Source organism: Aliiroseovarius sp. (assembly GCF_030148435.1).
GTDB lineage: Bacteria > Pseudomonadota > Alphaproteobacteria > Rhodobacterales > Rhodobacteraceae > JASBTN01.
Map to the genome: position 1 here is coordinate 1 of NZ_JASBTN010000011.1, position 20,041 is coordinate 20,041.

General features: G+C 63.6%; 19 protein-coding genes and 1 pseudogene. 16 read left to right on the forward strand and 4 right to left on the reverse strand.

All coding sequences use genetic code 11. From position 1 onward, the window contains the following. The 12 genes from Q1V43_RS02320 to Q1V43_RS02375 form a co-directional block, all read left to right on the forward strand. On the forward strand, window positions 1-319 hold a 319-nt coding region (locus Q1V43_RS02320), incomplete at its 5' end, for a U32 family peptidase (protein WP_300513525.1). Between the two features lie 5 nt (window positions 320-324). Continuing rightward, window positions 325-1,236 carry a U32 family peptidase gene (locus tag Q1V43_RS02325; RefSeq protein ID WP_300513527.1) on the forward strand — a complete coding sequence of 304 codons (912 nt, stop codon included), beginning with the start codon at window positions 325-327 and terminating at the stop codon, window positions 1,234-1,236. Then, the gene (locus Q1V43_RS02330) at window positions 1,233-1,745 is read left to right on the forward strand and encodes a DUF2478 domain-containing protein (RefSeq protein WP_300513529.1); all 513 of its coding nucleotides are present in this window, start codon (window positions 1,233-1,235) and stop codon (window positions 1,743-1,745) included. Before Q1V43_RS02325 ends, Q1V43_RS02330 begins: the two co-directional genes overlap by 4 nt. A 91-nt stretch (window positions 1,746-1,836) precedes the next feature. Then, complete coding sequence (locus Q1V43_RS02335; protein WP_300513531.1) at window positions 1,837-2,556, forward strand: Crp/Fnr family transcriptional regulator; 720 nt, start codon at window positions 1,837-1,839, stop codon at window positions 2,554-2,556. Between the two features lie 602 nt (window positions 2,557-3,158). Further along, entirely contained in the window at window positions 3,159-4,781 is a 1,623-nt protein-coding gene (locus Q1V43_RS02340; protein WP_300513533.1) for a peptide ABC transporter substrate-binding protein, read from the forward strand. Window positions 4,782-4,889: 108 nt separating this feature from the next. Beyond that, window positions 4,890-5,813 carry an oligopeptide ABC transporter permease OppB gene (gene oppB, locus Q1V43_RS02345; protein WP_300513535.1) on the forward strand — a complete coding sequence of 308 codons (924 nt, stop codon included), beginning with the start codon at window positions 4,890-4,892 and terminating at the stop codon, window positions 5,811-5,813. A 10-nt stretch (window positions 5,814-5,823) separates the two neighbouring features. Next, window positions 5,824-6,771 carry an ABC transporter permease subunit gene (locus Q1V43_RS02350; RefSeq protein ID WP_300513537.1) on the forward strand — a complete coding sequence of 316 codons (948 nt, stop codon included), beginning with the start codon at window positions 5,824-5,826 and terminating at the stop codon, window positions 6,769-6,771. Window positions 6,772-6,780: 9 nt separating this feature from the next. After that, entirely contained in the window at window positions 6,781-7,761 is a 981-nt protein-coding gene (locus Q1V43_RS02355; protein ID WP_300513539.1) for an oligopeptide/dipeptide ABC transporter ATP-binding protein, read from the forward strand. Beyond that, window positions 7,754-8,740, forward strand: coding sequence for an oligopeptide/dipeptide ABC transporter ATP-binding protein (locus tag Q1V43_RS02360; protein ID WP_300513541.1), 987 nt, complete (start codon window positions 7,754-7,756; stop codon window positions 8,738-8,740). Before Q1V43_RS02355 ends, Q1V43_RS02360 begins: the two co-directional genes overlap by 8 nt. Before the next feature lie 357 nt (window positions 8,741-9,097). Next, entirely contained in the window at window positions 9,098-10,114 is a 1,017-nt protein-coding gene (gene dctP / locus Q1V43_RS02365) for a TRAP transporter substrate-binding protein DctP (protein ID WP_300513543.1), read from the forward strand. A gap of 2 nt (window positions 10,115-10,116) precedes the next feature. After that, the gene (locus tag Q1V43_RS02370; RefSeq protein ID WP_300513545.1) at window positions 10,117-10,692 is read left to right on the forward strand and encodes a TRAP transporter small permease subunit; all 576 of its coding nucleotides are present in this window, start codon (window positions 10,117-10,119) and stop codon (window positions 10,690-10,692) included. A gap of 44 nt (window positions 10,693-10,736) precedes the next feature. Then, window positions 10,737-12,056 carry a TRAP transporter large permease subunit gene (locus tag Q1V43_RS02375; RefSeq protein WP_300513547.1) on the forward strand — a complete coding sequence of 440 codons (1,320 nt, stop codon included), beginning with the start codon at window positions 10,737-10,739 and terminating at the stop codon, window positions 12,054-12,056. A 90-nt stretch (window positions 12,057-12,146) separates the two neighbouring features. Here Q1V43_RS02375 and Q1V43_RS02380 read toward each other — a convergent pair whose 3' ends face one another. The 3 genes and pseudogenes from Q1V43_RS02380 to Q1V43_RS02390 all read right to left on the reverse strand — a co-directional run. Next, window positions 12,147-13,253 (reverse strand): CaiB/BaiF CoA-transferase family protein, encoded by a 1,107-nt coding sequence (locus Q1V43_RS02380; RefSeq protein ID WP_300513549.1) that lies wholly within the window; start codon window positions 13,251-13,253, stop codon window positions 12,147-12,149. Window positions 13,254-13,262: 9 nt separating this feature from the next. Next, window positions 13,263-13,652: a cupin domain-containing protein gene (locus Q1V43_RS02385; protein ID WP_300513630.1), complete on the reverse strand. Its 390-nt coding sequence runs from the start codon at window positions 13,650-13,652 to the stop codon at window positions 13,263-13,265. After that, a pseudogene (locus Q1V43_RS02390) lies at window positions 13,653-13,835 on the reverse strand (helix-turn-helix transcriptional regulator); the annotation flags it as partial. A 138-nt stretch (window positions 13,836-13,973) separates the two neighbouring features. Between Q1V43_RS02390 and gabT the strand changes: the two are divergent. Genes gabT through Q1V43_RS02405 form a run of 3 tightly spaced genes read left to right on the forward strand, consistent with a single transcriptional unit; the run spans window position 13,974 to window position 17,998 of the window. Further along, window positions 13,974-15,278 carry a 4-aminobutyrate--2-oxoglutarate transaminase gene (gene gabT / locus Q1V43_RS02395; protein ID WP_300513551.1) on the forward strand — a complete coding sequence of 435 codons (1,305 nt, stop codon included), beginning with the start codon at window positions 13,974-13,976 and terminating at the stop codon, window positions 15,276-15,278. Window positions 15,279-15,289: 11 nt separating this feature from the next. Next, on the forward strand, window positions 15,290-16,504 hold the full coding sequence (locus tag Q1V43_RS02400; protein WP_300513553.1) for an acyl-CoA dehydrogenase: 1,215 nt from the start codon (window positions 15,290-15,292) through the stop codon (window positions 16,502-16,504). A 57-nt stretch (window positions 16,505-16,561) separates the two neighbouring features. Next, window positions 16,562-17,998, forward strand: a complete 1,437-nt coding sequence (locus Q1V43_RS02405; protein WP_300513555.1) for an aldehyde dehydrogenase family protein — start codon at window positions 16,562-16,564, stop codon at window positions 17,996-17,998. Between the two features lie 6 nt (window positions 17,999-18,004). Here Q1V43_RS02405 and Q1V43_RS02410 read toward each other — a convergent pair whose 3' ends face one another. Then, window positions 18,005-18,466 (reverse strand): Lrp/AsnC family transcriptional regulator, encoded by a 462-nt coding sequence (locus Q1V43_RS02410; protein ID WP_300513557.1) that lies wholly within the window; start codon window positions 18,464-18,466, stop codon window positions 18,005-18,007. A 102-nt stretch (window positions 18,467-18,568) separates the two neighbouring features. Between Q1V43_RS02410 and Q1V43_RS02415 the strand changes: the two genes are divergently transcribed. Further along, complete coding sequence (locus Q1V43_RS02415; RefSeq protein ID WP_300513559.1) at window positions 18,569-19,984, forward strand: aminotransferase class V-fold PLP-dependent enzyme; 1,416 nt, start codon at window positions 18,569-18,571, stop codon at window positions 19,982-19,984. Window positions 19,985-20,041: the final 57 nt, after the last annotated feature.

Sequence of the window (20,041 nt, forward strand, 5' to 3'; positions counted from 1 at the left end):
CGGCAAGGATGAACCCGCGCCGTATCCGACCCTGTGCAAGGGCTGTTTCAGCGCAGGCAAGGAGACCGGCCACCTGTTCGAGGATCCGGTCAGCCTGAACGCCGAAAAGCTGATCCCGGCGCTGGCCAAGGCGGGTGTCACCGCGCTGAAGATCGAAGGCCGCCAGCGCTCGCGCAGCTACGTGGCCCAGGTGGTCAAGAACTTCCGCGCCGCCGTGGATGCCCAGGCCGAAGGCCGCCCTCTGCCCGAAGGCATGCTGGCCCGCCTGACCGAAGGCCAGGCCGCCACCACCGGCGCCTACAAGAAGACCTGGAGGTAACGCCTATGGAACTGACCCTTGGAGCCAACCAGTTCTTCTGGAAAGCCGATAACTGGACCGCCTTCTATGACCAGATGGCCGGGGCACCGGTTGACCGCGTCGTGCTGGGCGAGCTTGTGTGCTCGAAACGCATGCCCTTCTACCAGGACCGTATCCCGGCCGCCGTGGAAACGCTGAAGGAGGCGGGCAAGCAGGTCTGCCTGACCTCGCTCGCGCTGATCACGCTGAAACGCGAACGCAAGGCGATGGCCGAACTGGCCGAAACGGGCGTGGAGGTCGAGGTAAACGACCTCACCGCGCTGGCCTATCTGCCGGAAGGGGCGGCCTTCTCGGTCGGTCCACTGGTCAATGTCTATAACGAGGGCACCCTGGCCTGGCTTGCGGACCGGGGCGCCACCCGGATCTGCATTCCGCCCGAACTGCCGCTGGACTCTGTTGCGACGCTTGCCGCCGAAGGTGCCGCGCGCGGTGTCACCATCGAGGTCTGGGCCCATGGCCGCCTGCCGCTGGCGATCTCCGGCCGTTGCTACCACGCGCGGCTGCACAAACGCACCAAGGACAACTGCCAGTTCGCCTGCGAGGATGACCCGGACGGGTTGGCCGTGAAAACGATGGAGGATCAGCCGTTCCTTGCCATGAACGGCGTGCAGACCCTGTCCGACAGCTGCGCCTCGATGGCGTTGCAATACGAGGCTTTGCGCGACGCGGGCGTCACCGCCCTGCGCCTGTCGCCGCAGACCGGAGACTTCATGGGCGTCTGCACTGCCTGGGCCGATCGCGTGGCCGGGCGGGTCGACGGCGAAGCCCTGGCGGACCGGCTGGAACCGCTGGTCGGCGGCATGCGACTTTCCGACGGTTTCCTTACCGGCGCGCGTGGGGCAGACTGGTCCGCGCGTGACGAAAGGAAGACTGCATGAGAATTGCGACCCTGACCGCCGAAGGGCGCGGCGAGACCGACCGCCTTCTGGCCGAACTGGCCGAGACCCTGATCGCCGAGGGGGTGAAGGCCGCCGGGATCGTCAAGCACATGGCGCATGAAAGCCAGTTCGACAATGGCTGCGACATGCATGTGCGGGTTCTGCCCGACGGGCCGGTCATCCCGATCACCCAGGCGCTGGGCGCGGGGTCGGACGCCTGCCGTCTGGACCCGGCGGGGATTGCGGCCTCTGTCGCGGCGGTCGAGGGCGGGGATCTGGCCCATGCCGACCTGCTGATCCTCAACAAGTTCGGCCCCGAAGAGGCCGAGGGGCGCGGTTTCCGCTCCGCCATCGCCACGGCGCTGGAGGCGGGCGTTCCGGTGCTGGTTGGCCTAGGCATGGGGGCGCAGACCCGCGCGGCCTTCGACGAGTTCACTGCCGGTATGGCCGAGGCGCTGCCCGCCGAGCCGGGTGCCCTGGCTGCCTGGTGCCGCGCCGGGCGGGTTTGATCCTGATCAAATCGCGGCGGGGTTTCGTCGGGTAAACCTGCTGCACCATGTCGCGCGCTTCCGGGCGCGCCTCAAAGTGCTTCGAGGCTGAATGACGGATCCGAAACACCCCTGCGGCCTGTGCCGGTTCAAACAGGACAGCCTTTGGCAACCGGTCGAAGGTGCTTCTCTGTCGACCCTGACACGGGGCTTCGTGCGGCGCGATCTGGCGGCGGGCGAGGTGGTTTTCAGCCAGGGCACGCCCAGCACCGGGGTCTATTGCGTCTCGCGCGGGCTGATTGCCCTGCGCGCCTTTGCACCCGATGGCCGCTCGCATCTCCTGCGCCTGGCCTATCCCGGCGAATTGATCGGTTATCGTGCCTTCCTGACCGGGCGCGAGCACCGGACCGAGGCCCAGGCGCTGCTGCCGTCGCGCGTCTGCACCGTGGCGGCCCGGGACGCAGGTCAGGTGATCCGCGCCACGCCTGCGGTGATGGAGCGCCTTGCCACGCGCTGCGCCGACGAGCTTGACAGCTACCAGGACCGTTTGCAGGCGGCTGCGACCCGGTCCAACCATGACCGGTTGCTGGCGCTGCTGGAACAGCTGATGCAGGCCCATGGTTCCGAAGTGGACGGTGCGCACCAGATGCGCCTGCCGATCTCGCGTCAGGATATTTCCGACATGCTGGGCATCCAGCCCGAAACCCTGTCGCGCCTGCTGAAACGCCTGGCCGACGAGGGGCTGGTGCGCAGCTCCGGACGTCGCATCACCATGCCCATCCGGCCGGACAGGTTTACGCAAGTCAAAAAACAGCGGTTCGCTGTCGGGTAAGACGTTGAGCCATCGGGCCGGAGAGCGCCGTTTCCCACGCGAAAGTTTCGGTCATGACGCTGACCCCCGGGGACCATGCGGTCGGTCCTGTTGATCTGTTGGGTGGCGGGATTGACGGGCTTTTGCCGATTTCACCAAGGCTGTCTTCATCTGCCCCCGATCCCGCAGAAACCTTAAAGCGGTTCCACTTGAACCTAAGACAGGTTCGAGTGGAAACGTCATGAAACCAATTAATGTTGTGGGCGTTTCGAGCAAAACCCGTGCATCAGGATTTTCTCGAAACGCTTTAGAAAAACAGGCAGATCGCGACGCGAGGTCGCAGCAATCTGGCCGGTTCCCACCGGCGGAAATCCGGGCGCGCCGGTTGTTTTCGCGCACAGTTGCCGTCGATATGCCAGGCATCGTCGTAATAATGACGGGAAACTTGCGGCGCCCACCACAGATCGACAACGAAATCCGGCCCGATGTCGCGCCTTGACCAAAGCGGTTGTTTCCGCGCTAACATCGCGCCTATTTTCCTCCATCCGCAGGGAGAGGTGAGTCTTGTTTTTGAAATCAGGACCAGCCCCGCGCACTGGACACATGACAAGGGAGTCCCGTTCATGACCTTTTCTACCAAAGCCCTTCTGCTGGCTTCGGCCGTTTCGCTGGCCGCACCGGCCTTCGCCGCCGGCACCCACCCCGTAACCGGTGAGCCGCTGGCCGACGATCAGACCTTTACCTACCGCGTGCTGGACGAGCACACCTCGGTCGACCCGCAGATCGTCGAGGACGTGACCGGTTCCGAGATTGTGCGCGACCTGTTCGAAGGGCTCTACAACCAGGACGCCGAGGGCAACCTGGAGCCGGGCGTGGCGCTGTCGCATACCGTGAACGAGGACAACACCGTCTATACCTTTACCCTGCGCCCCGATGCCAAGTGGTCGGATGGCAAGACCGTTACTGCCGGTGACTTCGTCTATGCCTGGCGCCGCCTGGCCGACCCGGCCACCGCGTCGGCCTACCAATGGTATGTCGAGGTCATGAACCTCAAGAACGCCGGACCCGTCATGGCCGGTGAAATGGGCCTGGAAGAGCTGGGCGTGCGTGCGATCGACGACACCACGCTGGAAGTCACCCTCGAAAACCCGATGCCCTATTTCGCGCTGACCACGACCCACACCTCGACCTTCCCGGCGCCTGCCTGGGCGATCGAGGCGCACGGGCCGGACTGGATCAAACCGGGCAACATCGTCGTGAACGGCGCCTATACCCTGACCGAGCACGTGCCGAACGAGCGCTCCGTGCGCGAGCGTAACCCGATGTACTGGAACAACGACGCCACCATCATCGACAAGGTCGTCGCGCTGGTCATCAATGACGAGAACGTCGCGCTGACCCGTTATTTCGCCGGCGAGCTGGACCGGACCGAGATCCCGGCCGGTCAGTACCCGTCGCTGAAGGGGTCGAACCCGGAAGAGGCCACCGTCTTCCCGCGCCTGTGCTCCTACTACTACACGATCAACATGTCGGACAGCGCGCCGGAGTTCCTGAAGGACGTGCGCGTGCGTCAGGCTCTGTCGCTTGCGGTGAACCGTGACATAATCGTCGAGAAGGTGCTGCAGGGCGGTCAGACCGCAGCCTATACCTTTACCCCGGGCGCCACGGCGAACTTCCAGGTTCCGGCCGTCGAATATGCCGGCATGACCCAGGCCGAGCGTAACGCCCGCGCCGCCGAACTGCTGTCTGAGGCTGGGTATGACAAGTCCAACCCGCTGGAAATCGACCTGATCTACAACACCTCGGAAGCCCACAAGAAAGTGGCGATCGCCATTGCCCAGATGTGGAAACAGACCCTGGGTGTGAAGGTCACGATGTCGAACCAGGAATGGAAAACCTTCCTGGAGACCCGCGGCAACCAGGACTACCAGATCGCGCGTGCGGGCTGGTGTGGCGACTATAACGAAGCTTCGACCTTCCTGGATCTGGTCCAGTCGGGCTCGGGCTACAACGACGCCAAATATGCCTCTGCCGAGGTCGACGCCCTGCTGGCCGAAGCCAAGACCATGGCCGACCCGCAGGCCAACTACACCAAGATCGAGGAAATCATCGCCGTCGATATGCCGCTGATCCCGATCTACCACTATGCGGGCAACTTCATGATCGCCACCGACCTGGAAAACTGGCCGGTCAAGAACGTCGAGCAGAACTGGTATTCGCGCAACCTGTACAAGATTGCCGAATGATCTGACCTGAAACCGGGCGTCGCGCGTTCCCCGCGCGGTGCCCCTTTGCCTTCCCGGAGCGCGGACTGGCCCAGACGGACCGCCCCCAGACACAAGGCCCGAGACCCTATGTTCAACTTCATTCTCCGCCGGGTTGCCGTGGCAATCCCGACGCTGCTGATCCTGCTGGTGGCCTCCTTCTGGCTCATGCAGACAGCGCCAGGTGGTCCCTTCACCTCGGAACGCCCGCTGCCGCAGCAGGTTCTGGACAACATCAACGCGAAATACGGCCTGGACGACCCGCTGTGGAAACAGCTGTGGAACTACCTGGTCGGTATCGCGACCGAATTCGACTTCGGCCCGTCCTACAAATACAAGGACCGCACGGTGAACGACATAATCGCGCAGGGCTTCCCGGTGACGCTGACCTACGGGATCATCTCGTTTCTTGTGGCAGTGATCGTCGGCGGCGCGCTGGGCGTGGCGGCTGCCATTCGCCAGAACAGCTGGCTGGACTATTTCGCCGTGGGCGTGACCATCGGTGCGCAGGTGCTGCCGAATTTCGTCATGGGCCCGATCCTGATCCTGGTCTTTACCCTCTGGCTGGGCTGGCTGCCCGGGGGTGGCTGGAACGGTGGCCAGTGGCAGCACATCATCATGCCGGTGATTGCACTGTCGACCTCCTACATGGCCTCGATCGCGCGCCTGACACGCTCGTCCATGCTGGAAGTGCTGCGCTCGAACTTCATCCGCACCGCGCGGGCCAAGGGCCTGCCGGATCGCACCATCATCCTGCGCCACGCGCTGAAACCCTCGCTCTTGCCGGTGATCAGCTACCTCGGCCCGGCCTTCGTGGGCATGGTCACGGGCAGCTTCATCATCGACGCGATCTTCGGCACTGGCGGCATCGGCTATTTCTATGTCAACTCGGCCTTCAACCGCGACTACGCGGTGATGATGGGGCTGACGATCCTTCTGGGCTCGATGACGATCCTGTTCAACATGGTGATCGACATCCTCTACGCCTGGATCGATCCGAAGATCCGGCTGTGAGGAGGGCGACATGACAGACAAACTCGTTCAACCCTTCTCGCAGAAGCGCACCGCCGAACTGGCCGAGAACCTCTCGGCCGGTGGCGAGGTAAAGGGCCGCTCGCTCTGGGCCGATGCGCGCCGCCGGTTCGTTGCGAACCGCGCCGCCATGGCCTCGGTCGTGGTGCTGGTGCTGATCTTCGCCTTCTCGCTTTTCGGCGACCACGTGACCCAGTTCGACAACGAGACCATCGACTGGGACGTCATGGGCTCGGTCAAGGAGCTGGGGGCGCCCTCGCTGACAAATGGCCACTGGTTCGGCTTCGACGAAAGCGGGCGCGACCTCTATGCCCGCGTGGTTCAGGGCAGCCGGATTTCGCTGTCCGTTGGCCTGGTCGGCGCCTTCATCGCGGTGATGGTCGGCACGCTTTATGGCTCGGTCGCGGGCTTCGTCGGCGGGCGTGTGGACGGCGTCATGATGCGCCTGGTCGATATCTTCATGTCGATCCCCTACATGTTCGTGCTGATCCTGCTGCTGGTGGTGTTCGGGCGTTCAATCTCGATGCTCTTCGTGGGGATCGGCCTCACGGCCTGGCTCGACATGAGCCGGATCGTGCGCGGCCAGACGCTGAGCCTGAAAAACCGTGAATTCGTCGAGGCCGCCGTGGCCATCGGCGTGCCCACCCACCGTATCATCCTGCGCCATATCGTGCCCAACCTTCTGGGCGTGGTGGTGGTCTATGCCACCCTGCTGGTGCCGCAGATGATCCTGACGGAAAGCTTCATTTCCTTCCTGGGCCTGGGCGTTCAGGAACCGGACACGAGCTGGGGCGCGCTGATTTCCGAAGGGGTGAAGAGCATGAACTACGGCACGCTCTGGCAGCTGGCCTTCCCGCTGTGCTTCTTCGTGATCACGATCTTCTGTTTCTTCTTCATCGGGGACGGTCTGCGCGATGCGCTCGACCCCAAGGATCGCTGAGGTTTGACGATGGCACTTCTTGAAGTCCGTGACCTGAGCGTCACATTCGATACTCCCGATGGCACCGTGACCGCGGTGGACCGGATCAGCTTCGACCTGCGCCGGGGCGAGACCCTGGGCATCGTTGGTGAAAGCGGATCGGGCAAAAGCCAGACGGTGTTTGCCATGATGGGCCTGCTCGCTCAAAATGGCCGCGCGGGTGGGTCGGTCAAACTGGATGGGCAAGAGATCCTGAACGCGCCGCTGCCGCTCCTGAACGCGATCCGCGCGGAACGCATCGCGATGATCTTTCAGGATCCGATGACCTGCCTGAACCCCTATCTGCGCGTGTCCGACCAGATGGCCGAGGTGTTGCAGCTGCACAAGGGCATGTCCAAGCGGGACGCGGTCAAGGAAAGCGTGTGCATGCTGGATGCGGTGCGCATTCCCGAGGCCAAGAAACGGGTGAACATGTATCCGCACGAGTTCTCGGGCGGTATGCGGCAGCGGGTGATGATCGCCATGTCGCTTCTGTGCAAGCCCGATATCCTGATCGCGGATGAACCGACCACGGCGCTGGACGTGACCGTGCAGGCGCAGATCATGACGCTGATGGCCGACCTGCAGAAGGAACTTGGCATGGCCATCGTGTTGATTACCCACGACCTGGGCGTGGTGGCGGGATCCTGCAAGGAAACCCTGGTCATGTATGGCGGGCAGCAGATGGAATACGGCACCACCGAGGGGCTGTTCGAGCTTCCGACCCATCCCTACACGATGGGGCTGCTGAAAGCCGTGCCGCGTCTGGACGTGGAAAGCGCCGAACTGGCCACTATCCCGGGCAGCCCGCCCAACATGATGAACATGCCCCACGGCTGCCCGTTCGAGCCGCGCTGCGGCTTTTCGGACGAGACCTGCCTGCATCACCGCCCGGCGCTGACCGGGGTGCCCGGGCGCGCGGTGCGCCGCCGGGCCTGTCACCGCACGCTGGAGGAGTTGACCAATGACTGAGCAATCCCCCCTTCTGACCGTTCGTGACCTGAAGGTCTGGTTCGACGTGAAACGCCCCGGCGCCATGCCCTGGACCCCGGTGGACAAGCTCAAGGCCGTGGATGGCGTGAGCTTTGACCTGAAACCCGGGGAGACCCTGGGCATCGTCGGCGAAAGCGGCTGTGGCAAATCCACGCTGGCGCGCGCCGTCATGCGCATGGTCCCGACCGAGGCGGGGCAGGCGCTCTGGCTTGGCCAGGACCTGTTGGAGATGTCGAAACGCGAGATGCGCGCGCATCGCAAGGAAATGCAGATGATCTTCCAGGATCCCCTTGCGTCCCTGGACCCGCGCATGACCATAGGCCAGATCGTCGCCGAACCGCTCAAGACCCATTTCCCGGGCCTCTCGACGCCCGAGGTCAAGGACCACGTGCGTGAGGTTCTGGACCGGGTCGGCATCCTGCCCAACATGATAAACCGTTACCCGCACGAATTCTCCGGCGGCCAGTGCCAGCGCATCGGCATCGCCCGGGCGCTGATCGTGAAGCCCAGGTTGATCATCTGTGACGAACCGGTCTCGGCGCTGGATGTGTCGATCCAGGCGCAGGTGATCAACCTTCTGATGGAGTTGCAGGAAGAACTGGGTCTGAGCCTGATCTTCATTGCCCATGACCTGAGCGTGGTAAAACACATCTCGGACCGGGTCATGGTGCTCTACCTGGGCAATGTGGCGGAAATTTCCGAGGCCAGCCAGCTCTACCGGTCGCCCGGCCATCCCTATACCGAGGCGCTGATCTCGGCGGTGCCGATCCCGGATCCGCAGGCGGAACGCGAAAAGGAAGTCATGCTGCTGGACCGCGACCTGCCTTCGCCGCTGAACCCGCCCTCGGGCTGTGTGTTCCGCACCCGCTGTCCAATCGCCGAAGAGCGCTGTGGGCAGTCCAGGCCGCCGCTCAAGGATCTGGGCAAGGGCCAACAGGTTGCCTGCCACCTGAGATGAGGAAAGTCGCCCTTCGGGGCGGTTTTTTCTTTCGTAGGGTGCGCGAATCAACTCCGCGAATCTTCTATGAGTCTCCGCATTTCGTTGCTTGAAAATTGAAGCGATGGTGTTTCGCCTTTCTGGGCGAAGCTTGATCAAAATGTGCGAAAAATATAGAGTTTGGATAGATTTCAACGGACTGTCGCTCAATAAAACGTGCGTTCAGTTTATTTTTTGCGCAAAATAATGCCTAAAATCTTGCGCAGTGTGCTGGCGCTGTGTAGGGGACGAACATGCTGTCATCCGGGGCGGGTCGCCTTCGTTCCGACAGCGCAAGGAACCGGGCGCGTGCCCTGCGCCCTTTGAGGAGGAGACATCATGAACTTCACGACTTTCACCCGCCGCGCCGTCCTGGGTGCGATGACCAGTGCCCTGACCCTGGGTGCCATGGCCACCGCTGCCAGCGCCGAGACCGTGCGCCTGCGCTTCCACACGTTCTACGGCACCGAGATCGACCCGATCGCTGACAAGTTCAAGGACTATGTCAAGGAAGCCTCGGGCGGCTCGCTGCGCATCCAGTATTTCCGCGGCGGTGAGCTTGTCGCCTCCGACCAGTTTGCCGATGCGGTTGCCAAGGGCACGCTGGACATCGTGCACGGCCACGGCGGCTACTGGTCCGGCCAGGTCGATATCGGCAATATCGAAGCCGGCCTGCCCGGCGCCTGGACCTCGGTCGAGGAAGCCAAGGCGCTGTTCGGCTCGGACGAGATGCAGTCGATTCTGACCGAGGCCTATGCCGAGGCCGGCACCGTCTTTCTGGGCAAGGGCTACGGCCACAACTACGATCTCCTGACCAAGGAGCCCGTGACCTCGCTGGCCGACCTGCAGACCCGCAAGATCCGTGCCACCTCGAACGTGGCCAAGGTGCTGGATTACTTCGGCATCCCGACCGTCTACCTGCCCGCGCAGGAGCTCTACATCGGCATGTCGACCGGCGTGATCGACGGCGCCATCTACGGTGGCCCGGTGGAATATGAGCAGCTGAAGCTGCACGAGACCGCCACCAACTACACCTTCATGAACATGCTGATGCCCGGCTGGACCGAGACTTTCCTGGCCAACCCGGCCAAGTGGGAGGCCCTGTCGGACGAGCACAAGCAGATCCTGAAAGACGGGATCGCCATGTTCGCCGATGACATCCACAACTGGCTGGCCGAAGGCAACGCAGGCGTGGCCGAGGGCACCTTCGAATACGCCACCCTGCCCGAGGCGGACTCGGCCGCGATCACCGTCGCCGCCCAGGGTGTCTGGACCGAAGAGGCCGCGCGCTCCGAGCGTAACAAGGCCATGGTGCAGCTGCTGATCGACAATGCGAAGGCGCAGGGTCGCTTGTAATAATGAAGCTGGTGACAAGATATCTTGTCCTCCAGGATGGCCTGTCCGACCACGTCGGGCGGGCCATTTCGTGGTTGACGCTGGCGATGATCGGCGTGCTCGTGCTGGAAATCGTGGCGCGCTATTTCCTCAATGCGCCGACGATCTGGGCGCATGAGACCTCGACCATGCTCTATGGCGCCTTCTGCATGCTCGCGGGCGGCTACACGCTGCGCCATCGCGGTCATGTGCGCTCCGAGGTCATCTACGGCCTGATGCATCCGCGCGTTAAGGCGGGCTGTGACCTGCTGGTCTATACGCTGGGTCTGGTGGTGTTGGGCGTGTTCCTGAAACTGGCCGTCGATTTTGCCGCCCATTCCTGGGAGGTGCGCGAATATTCCAACAAGTCGATCTGGCAGCCGGTGGTCTATCCGATCAAGACGGTGATCCCTATCGCGGTGGCGCTGGTGATCCTGCAGAACATCGCCGAATGGCTGCGTGCGCTTCTGACCATGCTGGGGATCGAGTTTACCGATCCGCGTGAACCGGCGGTCGAAGGCGACATCGACCCCGAGCTCCTGGACAAGGCGCAGGGCTGACAACAACTGGCGGGCGGCGCGGGGCCGTCCGGGGAGGGAAACTCATGGCCGAACTCGATCCGCTGACGATCACGGCAATCATGTTCCTGTCGATGCTGGCGCTGATGGCGCTGGGGGCGCCGCTGGCCTGGGCATTGACGATTTCTGGCGTCGGCAGCGCCTATGTGCTCTGGGGGCCGGGCGGGTTGGACCTGCTGGTCAGCTCGACCTATTCGGCGATGGACAATTTCCTGCTGGTCGCGTTGCCCCTGTTCATCTTCATGGGGCTGGTGCTGCAAAGATCGGGCATCACCGATGACCTGTTCGAGATGATCCACAAGCTGATGGGCGGCGTACCCGGAGGGCTGGGCATCGGCACCGTCATCATCTGTGCGCTGATCGCTGCCATGGCCGGCGTGTCGGGCGCGGCCACGGTGTCGTTGGGCATCATCGCGCTGCCGGCGATGCTGAACCGGGGCTATGACAAGAAGCTGGTGACGGGCACGATCATGGCTGGCGGCGCGTTGGGGTTCCTGATCCCGCCCTCGGTCTTGATGATCATCTACGCCTTCCTGAGCCGTGACAGCGTCGGCAAGCTTTTTGCCGCCGGGCTTGTGCCGGGGCTGATGCTGGCGGGGATCTACATGCTTTATGTGCTGACCCGCTGCCGCATCAACCCGGAGCTCGGCCCGCCCGCCCCGCCGGAAGAGCGGTTTTCCGGCATCGAGAAGCTGAAATCCCTGCGCCACCTGATCGCACCGGGGCTGCTGATCGCCACCGTGCTGGGCTGCATCATCGGCGGCGTGACCTCACCCTCCGAAGCTTCGGCCATCGGCGCTTTCGGCGCTCTGGTCATCGCCGCCCTGCATGGGCGGGTGAACTGGGACATGATGCGCTATGTCATGCTGACCACGACCAAGCTGATGGGCATGCTGATGTGGATCACCATCGCTGCGGTGTTCTTTTCCAAGATCTACGTGGGCCTCGGCGCGGGCATGATCGTCGGCGAGGTCATCGAGGATTTCGACCTGCCGCCGATGATGGTGATCGTGGCGATGCTGGCGACCTATTTCATACTGGGCATGTTCCTGGACGATTTCGCCATCGTTTTCATCACCGTGCCCCTGTTCGTGCCGATCGTGCGCGAAATGGGCTTCGACACCACATGGTTTGCCGTGCTGTTCATCCTGTCGATGCAGTCGGCCTACCTGACGCCGCCGTTCGGCTACAACCTGTTCTACATGCGCTCGGTTGCCCCCCCCGAGATCACCATTGGTGACATCTACAAGGCGGCATTGCCCTTCGTGGCGCTACAGATCATCGGTCTGGGCCTGGTCGTGGCCTTCCCCCAGATCGCGCTGTGGCTGCCGAACCTGATCTTCTGAAACAAGGAACGGCGCCCGCATTGGGCGCCGTCACGTCCGGGTTTTCTCCCCGACTTCGGGCCGCCTTTCCCCAAGGCGGCCCGCTTTTTCTCAAGTCTTCGGCAACACCGGCGCGGACTTGTCGAGCTTCAGTTCGGCGTCCGAGAAGGTCCACGGTCCCCGCACACCCTTCACGCCCTCCGGGGCGATCTCCATGCCGCGGTGCCGGACCTGTGGATCATCGAACGCCTGTCCGATGGAGTTGATCGGCCCCGCCGGCACCGTGGCCTTCTCGCAGGCGGCCAGAATGCCCGCCGCGGTCCAGCCCGACAGCGAAGTTTCGATCTCGGCCGTCAGTGCGACCCGGTTCTGCACCCGCAGCTGGTTGGTTGCGTAATTCGGATTGCCAGCCAGGTCCGGCCGGTCGATCACGCCGCAGAAGCGCAGGAACTGTTTGTCGTTGCCCACCGCCAGGATGAAATGTCCATCCTTCACCGGCAGCGCCTGGTAGGGCGCGATGTTCGGATGATCGTTGCCGCGGCGTTCCGGGCTGTCGCCGGTCGCCAGGTAATTCATCGCCTGGTTGGCGAGCATCGCCGTGGCGCAGTCCAGCAGGCTCATATCCACATGCTGCCCCTTGCCGGTGCGGTGGCGTTGCTCCACGGCCGCCAGCACACCGATCGTGCCGTAAAGCCCCGTGACCACATCCGTGACCGCCACGCCGACCTTGAGCGGCTGACGCTCCGGCTCGCCGGTGATCGACATCAGCCCCGACATGCCCTGCAGCAGGAAGTCATAGCCCGCGCGCGCCGCATAGGGTCCGTCCTGTCCGAACCCGGTGATCGAACAGTAGATCAGCCGCGGGTTCAGCTCTTTCACGCTGTCGTAATCCAAACCGTACTTGGCCAGCCCGCCGACCTTGAAATTCTCGATCAGGATGTCGGCGTCCCTGATCAGATCCCGCACCAGTTCCTGCCCCTCCGGCGTGCGGAAATCCGCCACGACCGAGTGCTTGCCGCGGTTCGCCGCGTAGAAATAGGCGGCGGTCCTGTCGCCCTCGCGCTCGATGAAGGGCGGGCCCCAGCTGCGGGTATCATCCCCGGCCGCGCTTTCGACCTTGGTGACTTCGGCGCCCAGATCCGCCAGCGCCTGACCAATCCACGGCCCGGCCAAAATGCGGGCAAGTTCAACGACCTTCAGGCCTTCAAGAGGGTGCATGTGCGTCCTTTACAGATAGGGGGGTGTGCAGGCCGATATGACCTCGGCCGCACGGTCCGAGATATTGCGGAACCGGTGCGGATTGCGGCTGTCGAACAGATAGGCATCGCCTGCTTTCAGGATGCGGACGTCGTCGCCCACCGTGACCTCCAGCTCGCCCGCGATGACGATCCCGCCCTCGTTGGCTTCGTGTTCGATCATGCTCTCGCCGGTATCCGCGCCGGGTTCGTAACGTTCATGCAGCAGCTGCAACCCATGCACCTTCGCATCGCCCACCTGTTTCAGGCGGATCATGCCGTCCCCGTCCGCGTAGAGCTGCGAGGTCAGGTCGCGCAATTCGCTGGGTGTGAAGAAAGGTTGCTGCATCGGCGCCTCGTCCGGCTCGAAAAACTCGGACATGGTGATTCCAAAGCCGCCCAGAATTTTGCGCAAACTTGCCACGGACGGAGAAGACCGGTTTGTTTCGATCATTGAGATCTGCCCATGCGGTACTCCGGCGGCTTCTGCAAGCTGCCGTTGCGAGAGATTGAACTGTGTGCGAAGCTCTTTAAGTCTTGAGCCTACATCGAAATCATTGGCCACCTTTGGCGCTCCTTTGGTTTCTGCCGAGCGGTGCCGAGCGGCGAATCGCAGGATACTGCTCGTTTTTTTACTAGCAATGCTCAGATTTTTGAGCAATACACTCTGGGAATCGTATCGACTTTCGCTGAGGAGGACGCTGTGAGCAACAGTCAGGATCTGAAAACCCGCCGCGACGCTGCTGTCGCCAAGGGCGTGGCCACCCGCGGCATCTATGCCGTGCGCGCCGAAAACTCGGAACTGTGGGACGCCGATGGCAAGCGTTTCATCGATTTCGCCGCCGGGATCGCGGTGAACAACACCGGGCACCGTCACCCCAGGGTGATGGAAGCCGTCGCCAAACAGGCTGAACAGTTCACCCACACCTGTTTCCACGTTGCGCCCTATGAAAGCTATGTGGCCCTGGCCGAGCGTCTGAACGCCGCGACTCCCGGCGAATTCGCCAAGAAAACCATGATGGTGACAACTGGCGCCGAAGCCGTCGAAAACGCCGTCAAGATGGCCCGCGCCTATACCGGCCGCTCCGGTGTCATTGCCTTCTCGGGTGCCTTCCACGGCCGCACGCTGATGGGCATGGCGCTTTGTGGCAAGGTCACGCCGTACAAGAAGAGCTTCGGCGCCATGCCGCCCGAAGTGCTGCACGCCCCCTTCCCGAACGAGTTCCACGGCGTGAGCGTGGAACAATCGCTGGCCGTGCTGGACAATATGTTCAAGAGCTCGATCGACCCCGAGCGGGTTGCCGCGATGATCATCGAGCCGGTGCAGGGCGAAGGCGGTTTCAATATCGCACAACCCGAATTCCTGCGCGCGCTGCGCAAGATTTGTGACGATCATGGCATCGTTCTGATTGCGGATGAGGTGCAGGCCGGCATCGCCCGGACCGGCAAACTCTTCGCCTTCGAACATGCGAACGTGGCCGCTGATCTGGTGGCCATGGCCAAGGGCCTGGCGGGTGGCTTCCCGCTCTCAGCCGTGACCGGCCGGGCCGAGATCGTCGATGCCGCCCCCGTTGGCGGCATCGGCGGCACCTATGCGGGCAACCCGCTGGCCGTGGCTGCCGCAAACGCGGTGCTGGACGTGATCGAAGAGGAAGACCTCTGCGCCCGGGCCACCGAAATCGGTGAGGTCATCAAGGCGCGCCTGAATGCCATCGCCGACCGTCAGGGCATGGAAGCCATCGGTGACGTGCGCGGCCTGGGCGCCATGGTGGCCTTCGAACTGGTTGCTGACCGCACCACCAACAACCCCGATGCGGCGCTGACCCAGGCCATCGTGGCCGAGGCCGAGGCCCGCGGGCTGATCATTCTGCCCTGTGGCACCCGCGCCAACGCCGTGCGCCTGCTGCCGCCGCTGACCACTCCGATGACCCAGATCGACGAGGCGCTGGACATCATCGAAGCCTCGATCGAGGCTGCCATCAACACCACCGCGCAAGCGGCTGAATAAGGAGCTGACCCATGGCCAAAGACCTATCCCCGCAGTCGCAGCCGGCGCTGTCCGGGTTTACCTGGGACGACCCGTTCCTGCTGGAGGACCAACTGGCGGAGGACGAGCGCATGGTGCGCGATGCCGCCGCCGCCTATGCGCAGGACAAGCTGATGAGCCGCGTCACGGATGCCTTCGCGACCGAGACCACCGACCCCGAGATCTTCCGCGAGATGGGCGAGATGGGCCTGCTCGGCACCACTATCCCCGAGAAGTTCGGCGGCATTGGCGCGGGTTATGTGACCTATGGTCTGGTCGCCCGCGAGGTGGAGCGCGTGGACAGTGGCTACCGCTCGATGATGTCCGTGCAGTCGTCGCTGGTGATGTACCCGATCTATGCCTATGGCACGGAAGAACAAAGGGAAAAATACCTGCCCAAGCTGGCCTCCGGTGAGTATATTGGCTGTTTCGGCCTGACCGAACCTGACGCGGGCTCGGATCCGGGCGGGATGAAAACCACCGCCAAGAAGACCGAAGGCGGCTATGTGCTGAACGGGTCCAAGATGTGGATTTCCAACGCGCCAATCGCCGATGTTTTCGTGGTCTGGGCGAAATCCGACGCCCATGAAGGGAAAATCAAGGGTTTCGTGCTTGAAAAGGGCATGAAGGGGCTCTCGGCTCCGAAAATCGAAGGAAAACTCAGCCTGCGCGCATCCATTACGGGCGAGATCGTGATGAACAATGTCGAAGTCGGTGAGGAGGCTCTGCTGCCCGACGTGGAAGGTCTGAAAGGCCCGTTCGGCTGCCTGAACCGGGCGCGTTACGGCATTGCCTGGGGCGCGATGGGCGCGGCGGAGGCCTGCTGGCACGGCGCGCGGCAATACGGGCTGGACCGCAAGCAGTTCGGCAAGCCGCTGGCGCAGACGCAGCTGTTCCAGCTGAAACTGGCCAACATGCAGACCGAGATCGCTCTTGGCCTGCAGGCCGCGCTGCGTGTCGGCCGGCTGATGGACGAGGCCAAGGCCGCGCCCGAGATGGTCAGCCTGATCAAGCGCAACAATTGCGGCAAGGCGCTGGAGATCGCCCGCCACGCCCGGGACATGCACGGCGGCAACGGCATTTCCCAGGACTTCCACGTGATGCGCCACATGGTGAATCTGGAAACGGTCAACACCTACGAAGGCACCCATGACGTGCACGCCCTGATCCTCGGCCGCGCCCAGACCGGGCTGCAGGCGTTTGCCTGATCTACACCGGGCGGCCCCAAGGTAATTTTGCGGGCCGCCCGCTTTCCTTTCGGAGACATGACGATGAAAAAGAACCTCGTTGCCGGGGAATGGATCGGTGCGTCCGACGCATCGGAAAACCGCAACCCGGCGGACCTGTCCGACCTGGTCGGTACCTATGCCCGCGCCGATGTGGACCAGGTGAACGCGGCCGTCGACGCCGCCAATGCGGCGCTGGACGGCTGGGCCATGGCCTCGCCTCAGGTGCGGTCCGACCTGCTGGAGCGCGTGGCGCTGCAACTCTTCGCCCGCGCCGATGAGATCGGCACGCTGCTGGCACGCGAAGAGGGCAAGACCCTGGCCGAGGCCAAGGGCGAGACCTTTCGTGCCGCCCAGATTTTCCGCTTCTTCGCCGGCGAGGCGATCCGCGTCACCGGCGATGCCGTCGCCTCGGTTCGCCCGGATGTGGCTGTGGAAGTCACCCGCGAACCGGTCGGCGTGGTCGGCCTGATCACGCCGTGGAATTTTCCGATCGCCATCCCGGCCTGGAAGATTGCCCCTGCGCTGGCCTATGGCAACACCGTGGTGTTCAAACCTGCGGACCTGACCCTGGCTTCGGCCCATGCGCTGGCCGAAATCATAGACGCGGCGGGCTGCCCGGCGGGCGTGTTCAACCTGGTGATGGGGCGTGGCTCGGTCGTGGGCGACGCGATCGTGAACCACCCGAAGGTCGATGCGATTTCCTTTACCGGCTCGGTGCCGGTTGGCCGGAACCTGGCCGCCGAGGCCGCCCGGGGCATGAAGAAGATTCAGCTGGAGATGGGGGGCAAGAACCCGATGGTCGTGCTGGATGACGCCGATCTGGACGTGGCTGTTCCTGCGATCCTGAATGGAGCCTTCTTCTCGACCGGGCAGCGCTGCACGGCCTCGTCGCGCATCGTGGTCGAAGCGGGGATTCACGACATTTTCGTTGAGCGGCTGTCCTCCGAGATGCAGGCGCTGACCGTCGGCAACCCGCTGGACGCCGCCACGCAGGTGGGCCCGGTGGTGTCGGAAAAACAGTTGGCGAACAACCTGTCCTATGTCGAGATCGCCGGCAAAGAGGGCGCCGAGGTGATCGGCGGCGAACGGCTGAACCGCGACACCGAAGGCTATTTCCAGGCCCCGGCCATGTTCGTGAACGCAACCAACAGCATGCGGTCGTCGCGCGAAGAGATCTTCGGCCCCTGTGCCTCGATCATCAAGGTCGCGGATTACGACGAGGCGCTGGCGGTGGCGAACGACACCGAGTTCGGCCTCTCCTCCGGCATCTGCACCTCGTCCCTGAAACATGCGCGCGATTTCAGGCGTCGGTCCAAGGCCGGCATGGTGATGGTGAACCTGCCCACGGCGGGCGTGGATTACCACGTGCCGTTTGGCGGGCGCAAAGGGTCCTCGCACGGGTCGCGCGAGCAGGGGCGCTATGCCGCCGAGTTCTACACGGTGGTCAAAACCGCCTATGAATTCGCCGGGTGATCCGGATTACAACGGCAGGGGGCGGTTTTCGGCAATCGCCTCCATTGCGAAATAGCTGGTGACTGAATCCAGTTCGACCCCTTCGATCAGCCGCTGATAGACCCGGTCATAGCTTGCCATGTCCTGGGTCACGACCTTGAGTTGATAGTCGTAATCCCCTCCGATACGGTGAAAATCCACCACCTCCGGTATGGTCAGCACATGGCGGCGGAACGTGGCCAGCCAGTCGGCCGAATGGTGCCGGGTGCGCAGCATGACGAAAACCACCAGGTCCAGTCCCAGCGCCTCGCGGCTGATCCGCGCGCGCGATCCGTCCAGAACCCCCTTTGACGTCAGCGCCTGCAAGCGCCGCCAGCAGGCATTCTGCGACATGCCCACCCGTTCCGCCAGCTCCCGCTGCGACAAGGAGGCGTCCCTTTGCAGTTCCGCCAGAAGGGCGCGGTCAATATGATCTATATTATCGCTCATAAACAGATCATATGACCCAAGTTTTGATCTTTCAACGCAGAAAAAGGTAGCAATTCCACGGGCAATTCGGATCATCCTGTCTGAAACACAGGAGTCCCCGCCATGAACCTTGCTGAATTTCGCCGCCACATCACCACCACTCACGCCGTGCGCGATCTGTCGGCCGGGCTCATTGGCGAGGGGCGCCTGATCCCGGGGGGCGAGGGCGACGTGCCGCTGGTCTATGCCGACAATGTTGCCTCGGGTCGCGCGCTGACCCAGGTCGAGGATTTCATCCGCGACGAGGTGCTGCCCTTCTATGCCAACACCCATACGGACGCCTCCTTCTGCGGCGCCCACACCACCGCACTGCGGGAGGCCGCGCGGGCCGAGATTGCCCGCATCACCGGGTCGGGTGAGGCGCATGAGGTGATCTTTACCGGCTCCGGCGCCACCGCCGGGCTCAATCGGCTGGTGCATCTGTTGGGGGTCAATCGCGCCGAACGGCCGGTGGTCTTCATCGGGCCCTATGAACACCACTCCAACATCCTGCCCTGGCGCGAAAGCCGGGCCGAGGTGGTGGAAATTCCCGAGGCGCCTGAGGGTGGCCCGGATCTGGAGGCACTGGCCCGGGCGCTACATGAACACAGCCAGGCGGACCTGAAGATCGGCGCCTTTTCCGCGGCCTCCAACGTGACCGGCATTGTCACCGACCCGGATCCGGTGATCGACCTCCTGCGGGCGCATGACGCGCTTTCGGTCTGGGACTATGCCGGCGCCGGCCCCTATCTGCGGATCGACGCGACGCGTATGGACGGCATCGCCGTTTCCCCGCACAAGTTCCCGGGCGGACCGGGGGCGTCGGGCGTGCTGATCCTGCGCAAGGACGCAGTGCGGGCGCGGTGCCCCTCGTGGCCCGGCGGCGGCACGGTCAGTTTCGTTTCGCCCTGGCGGCATGACTATGTCGACGACCTTGCGGCCCGCGAAGAGGCAGGCACGCCCAACATCGTCGGCGATATCCGCGCGGGGCTTGCCTTTCTGGTCAAGGAGGCGGTGGGCGAAGGCATCATTGCCGCCCGCGAGGCCCGTTTTCGCGCCATGGCCGAGGCCGCCTGGGGCGCCAACCCGCAGATCACAATCCTGGGCGCGGACAAGCCGCATCGCCTGCCGATCTTTTCGCTGATCATCCGGGACGGGGCAGGGGAACCGGTCTCGCCCCAGCTGTTTGCCCGGATGCTGTCGGACCTTTACGGTATCCAGGCGCGGGGCGGGTGTGCCTGTGCGGGGCCGTATGGCCACCGGCTGCTGGGTATCGAACAGGCGCAATCCCAGGCCATTCATGATGCTCTTGCCGCAGGAGACATGGTCGAAAAGCCGGGCTGGACGCGGCTCAATTTCACCTATCTGGACGACACGGAGAAAGTGGCGCGTATTCTGGACGCGGTCACGGAGCTTGCCGCCAATATCGACCGGCACCGGTCCAGATATGCCTTCGACCCGGCCACTGGCCAATGGACGCGCCGGGCCAAAGCGGCCTAAGCGCCACAGGGGCGCGCAATCTGCATGCGCGCCCCATTGCCCCTTTTCGCCACCCCG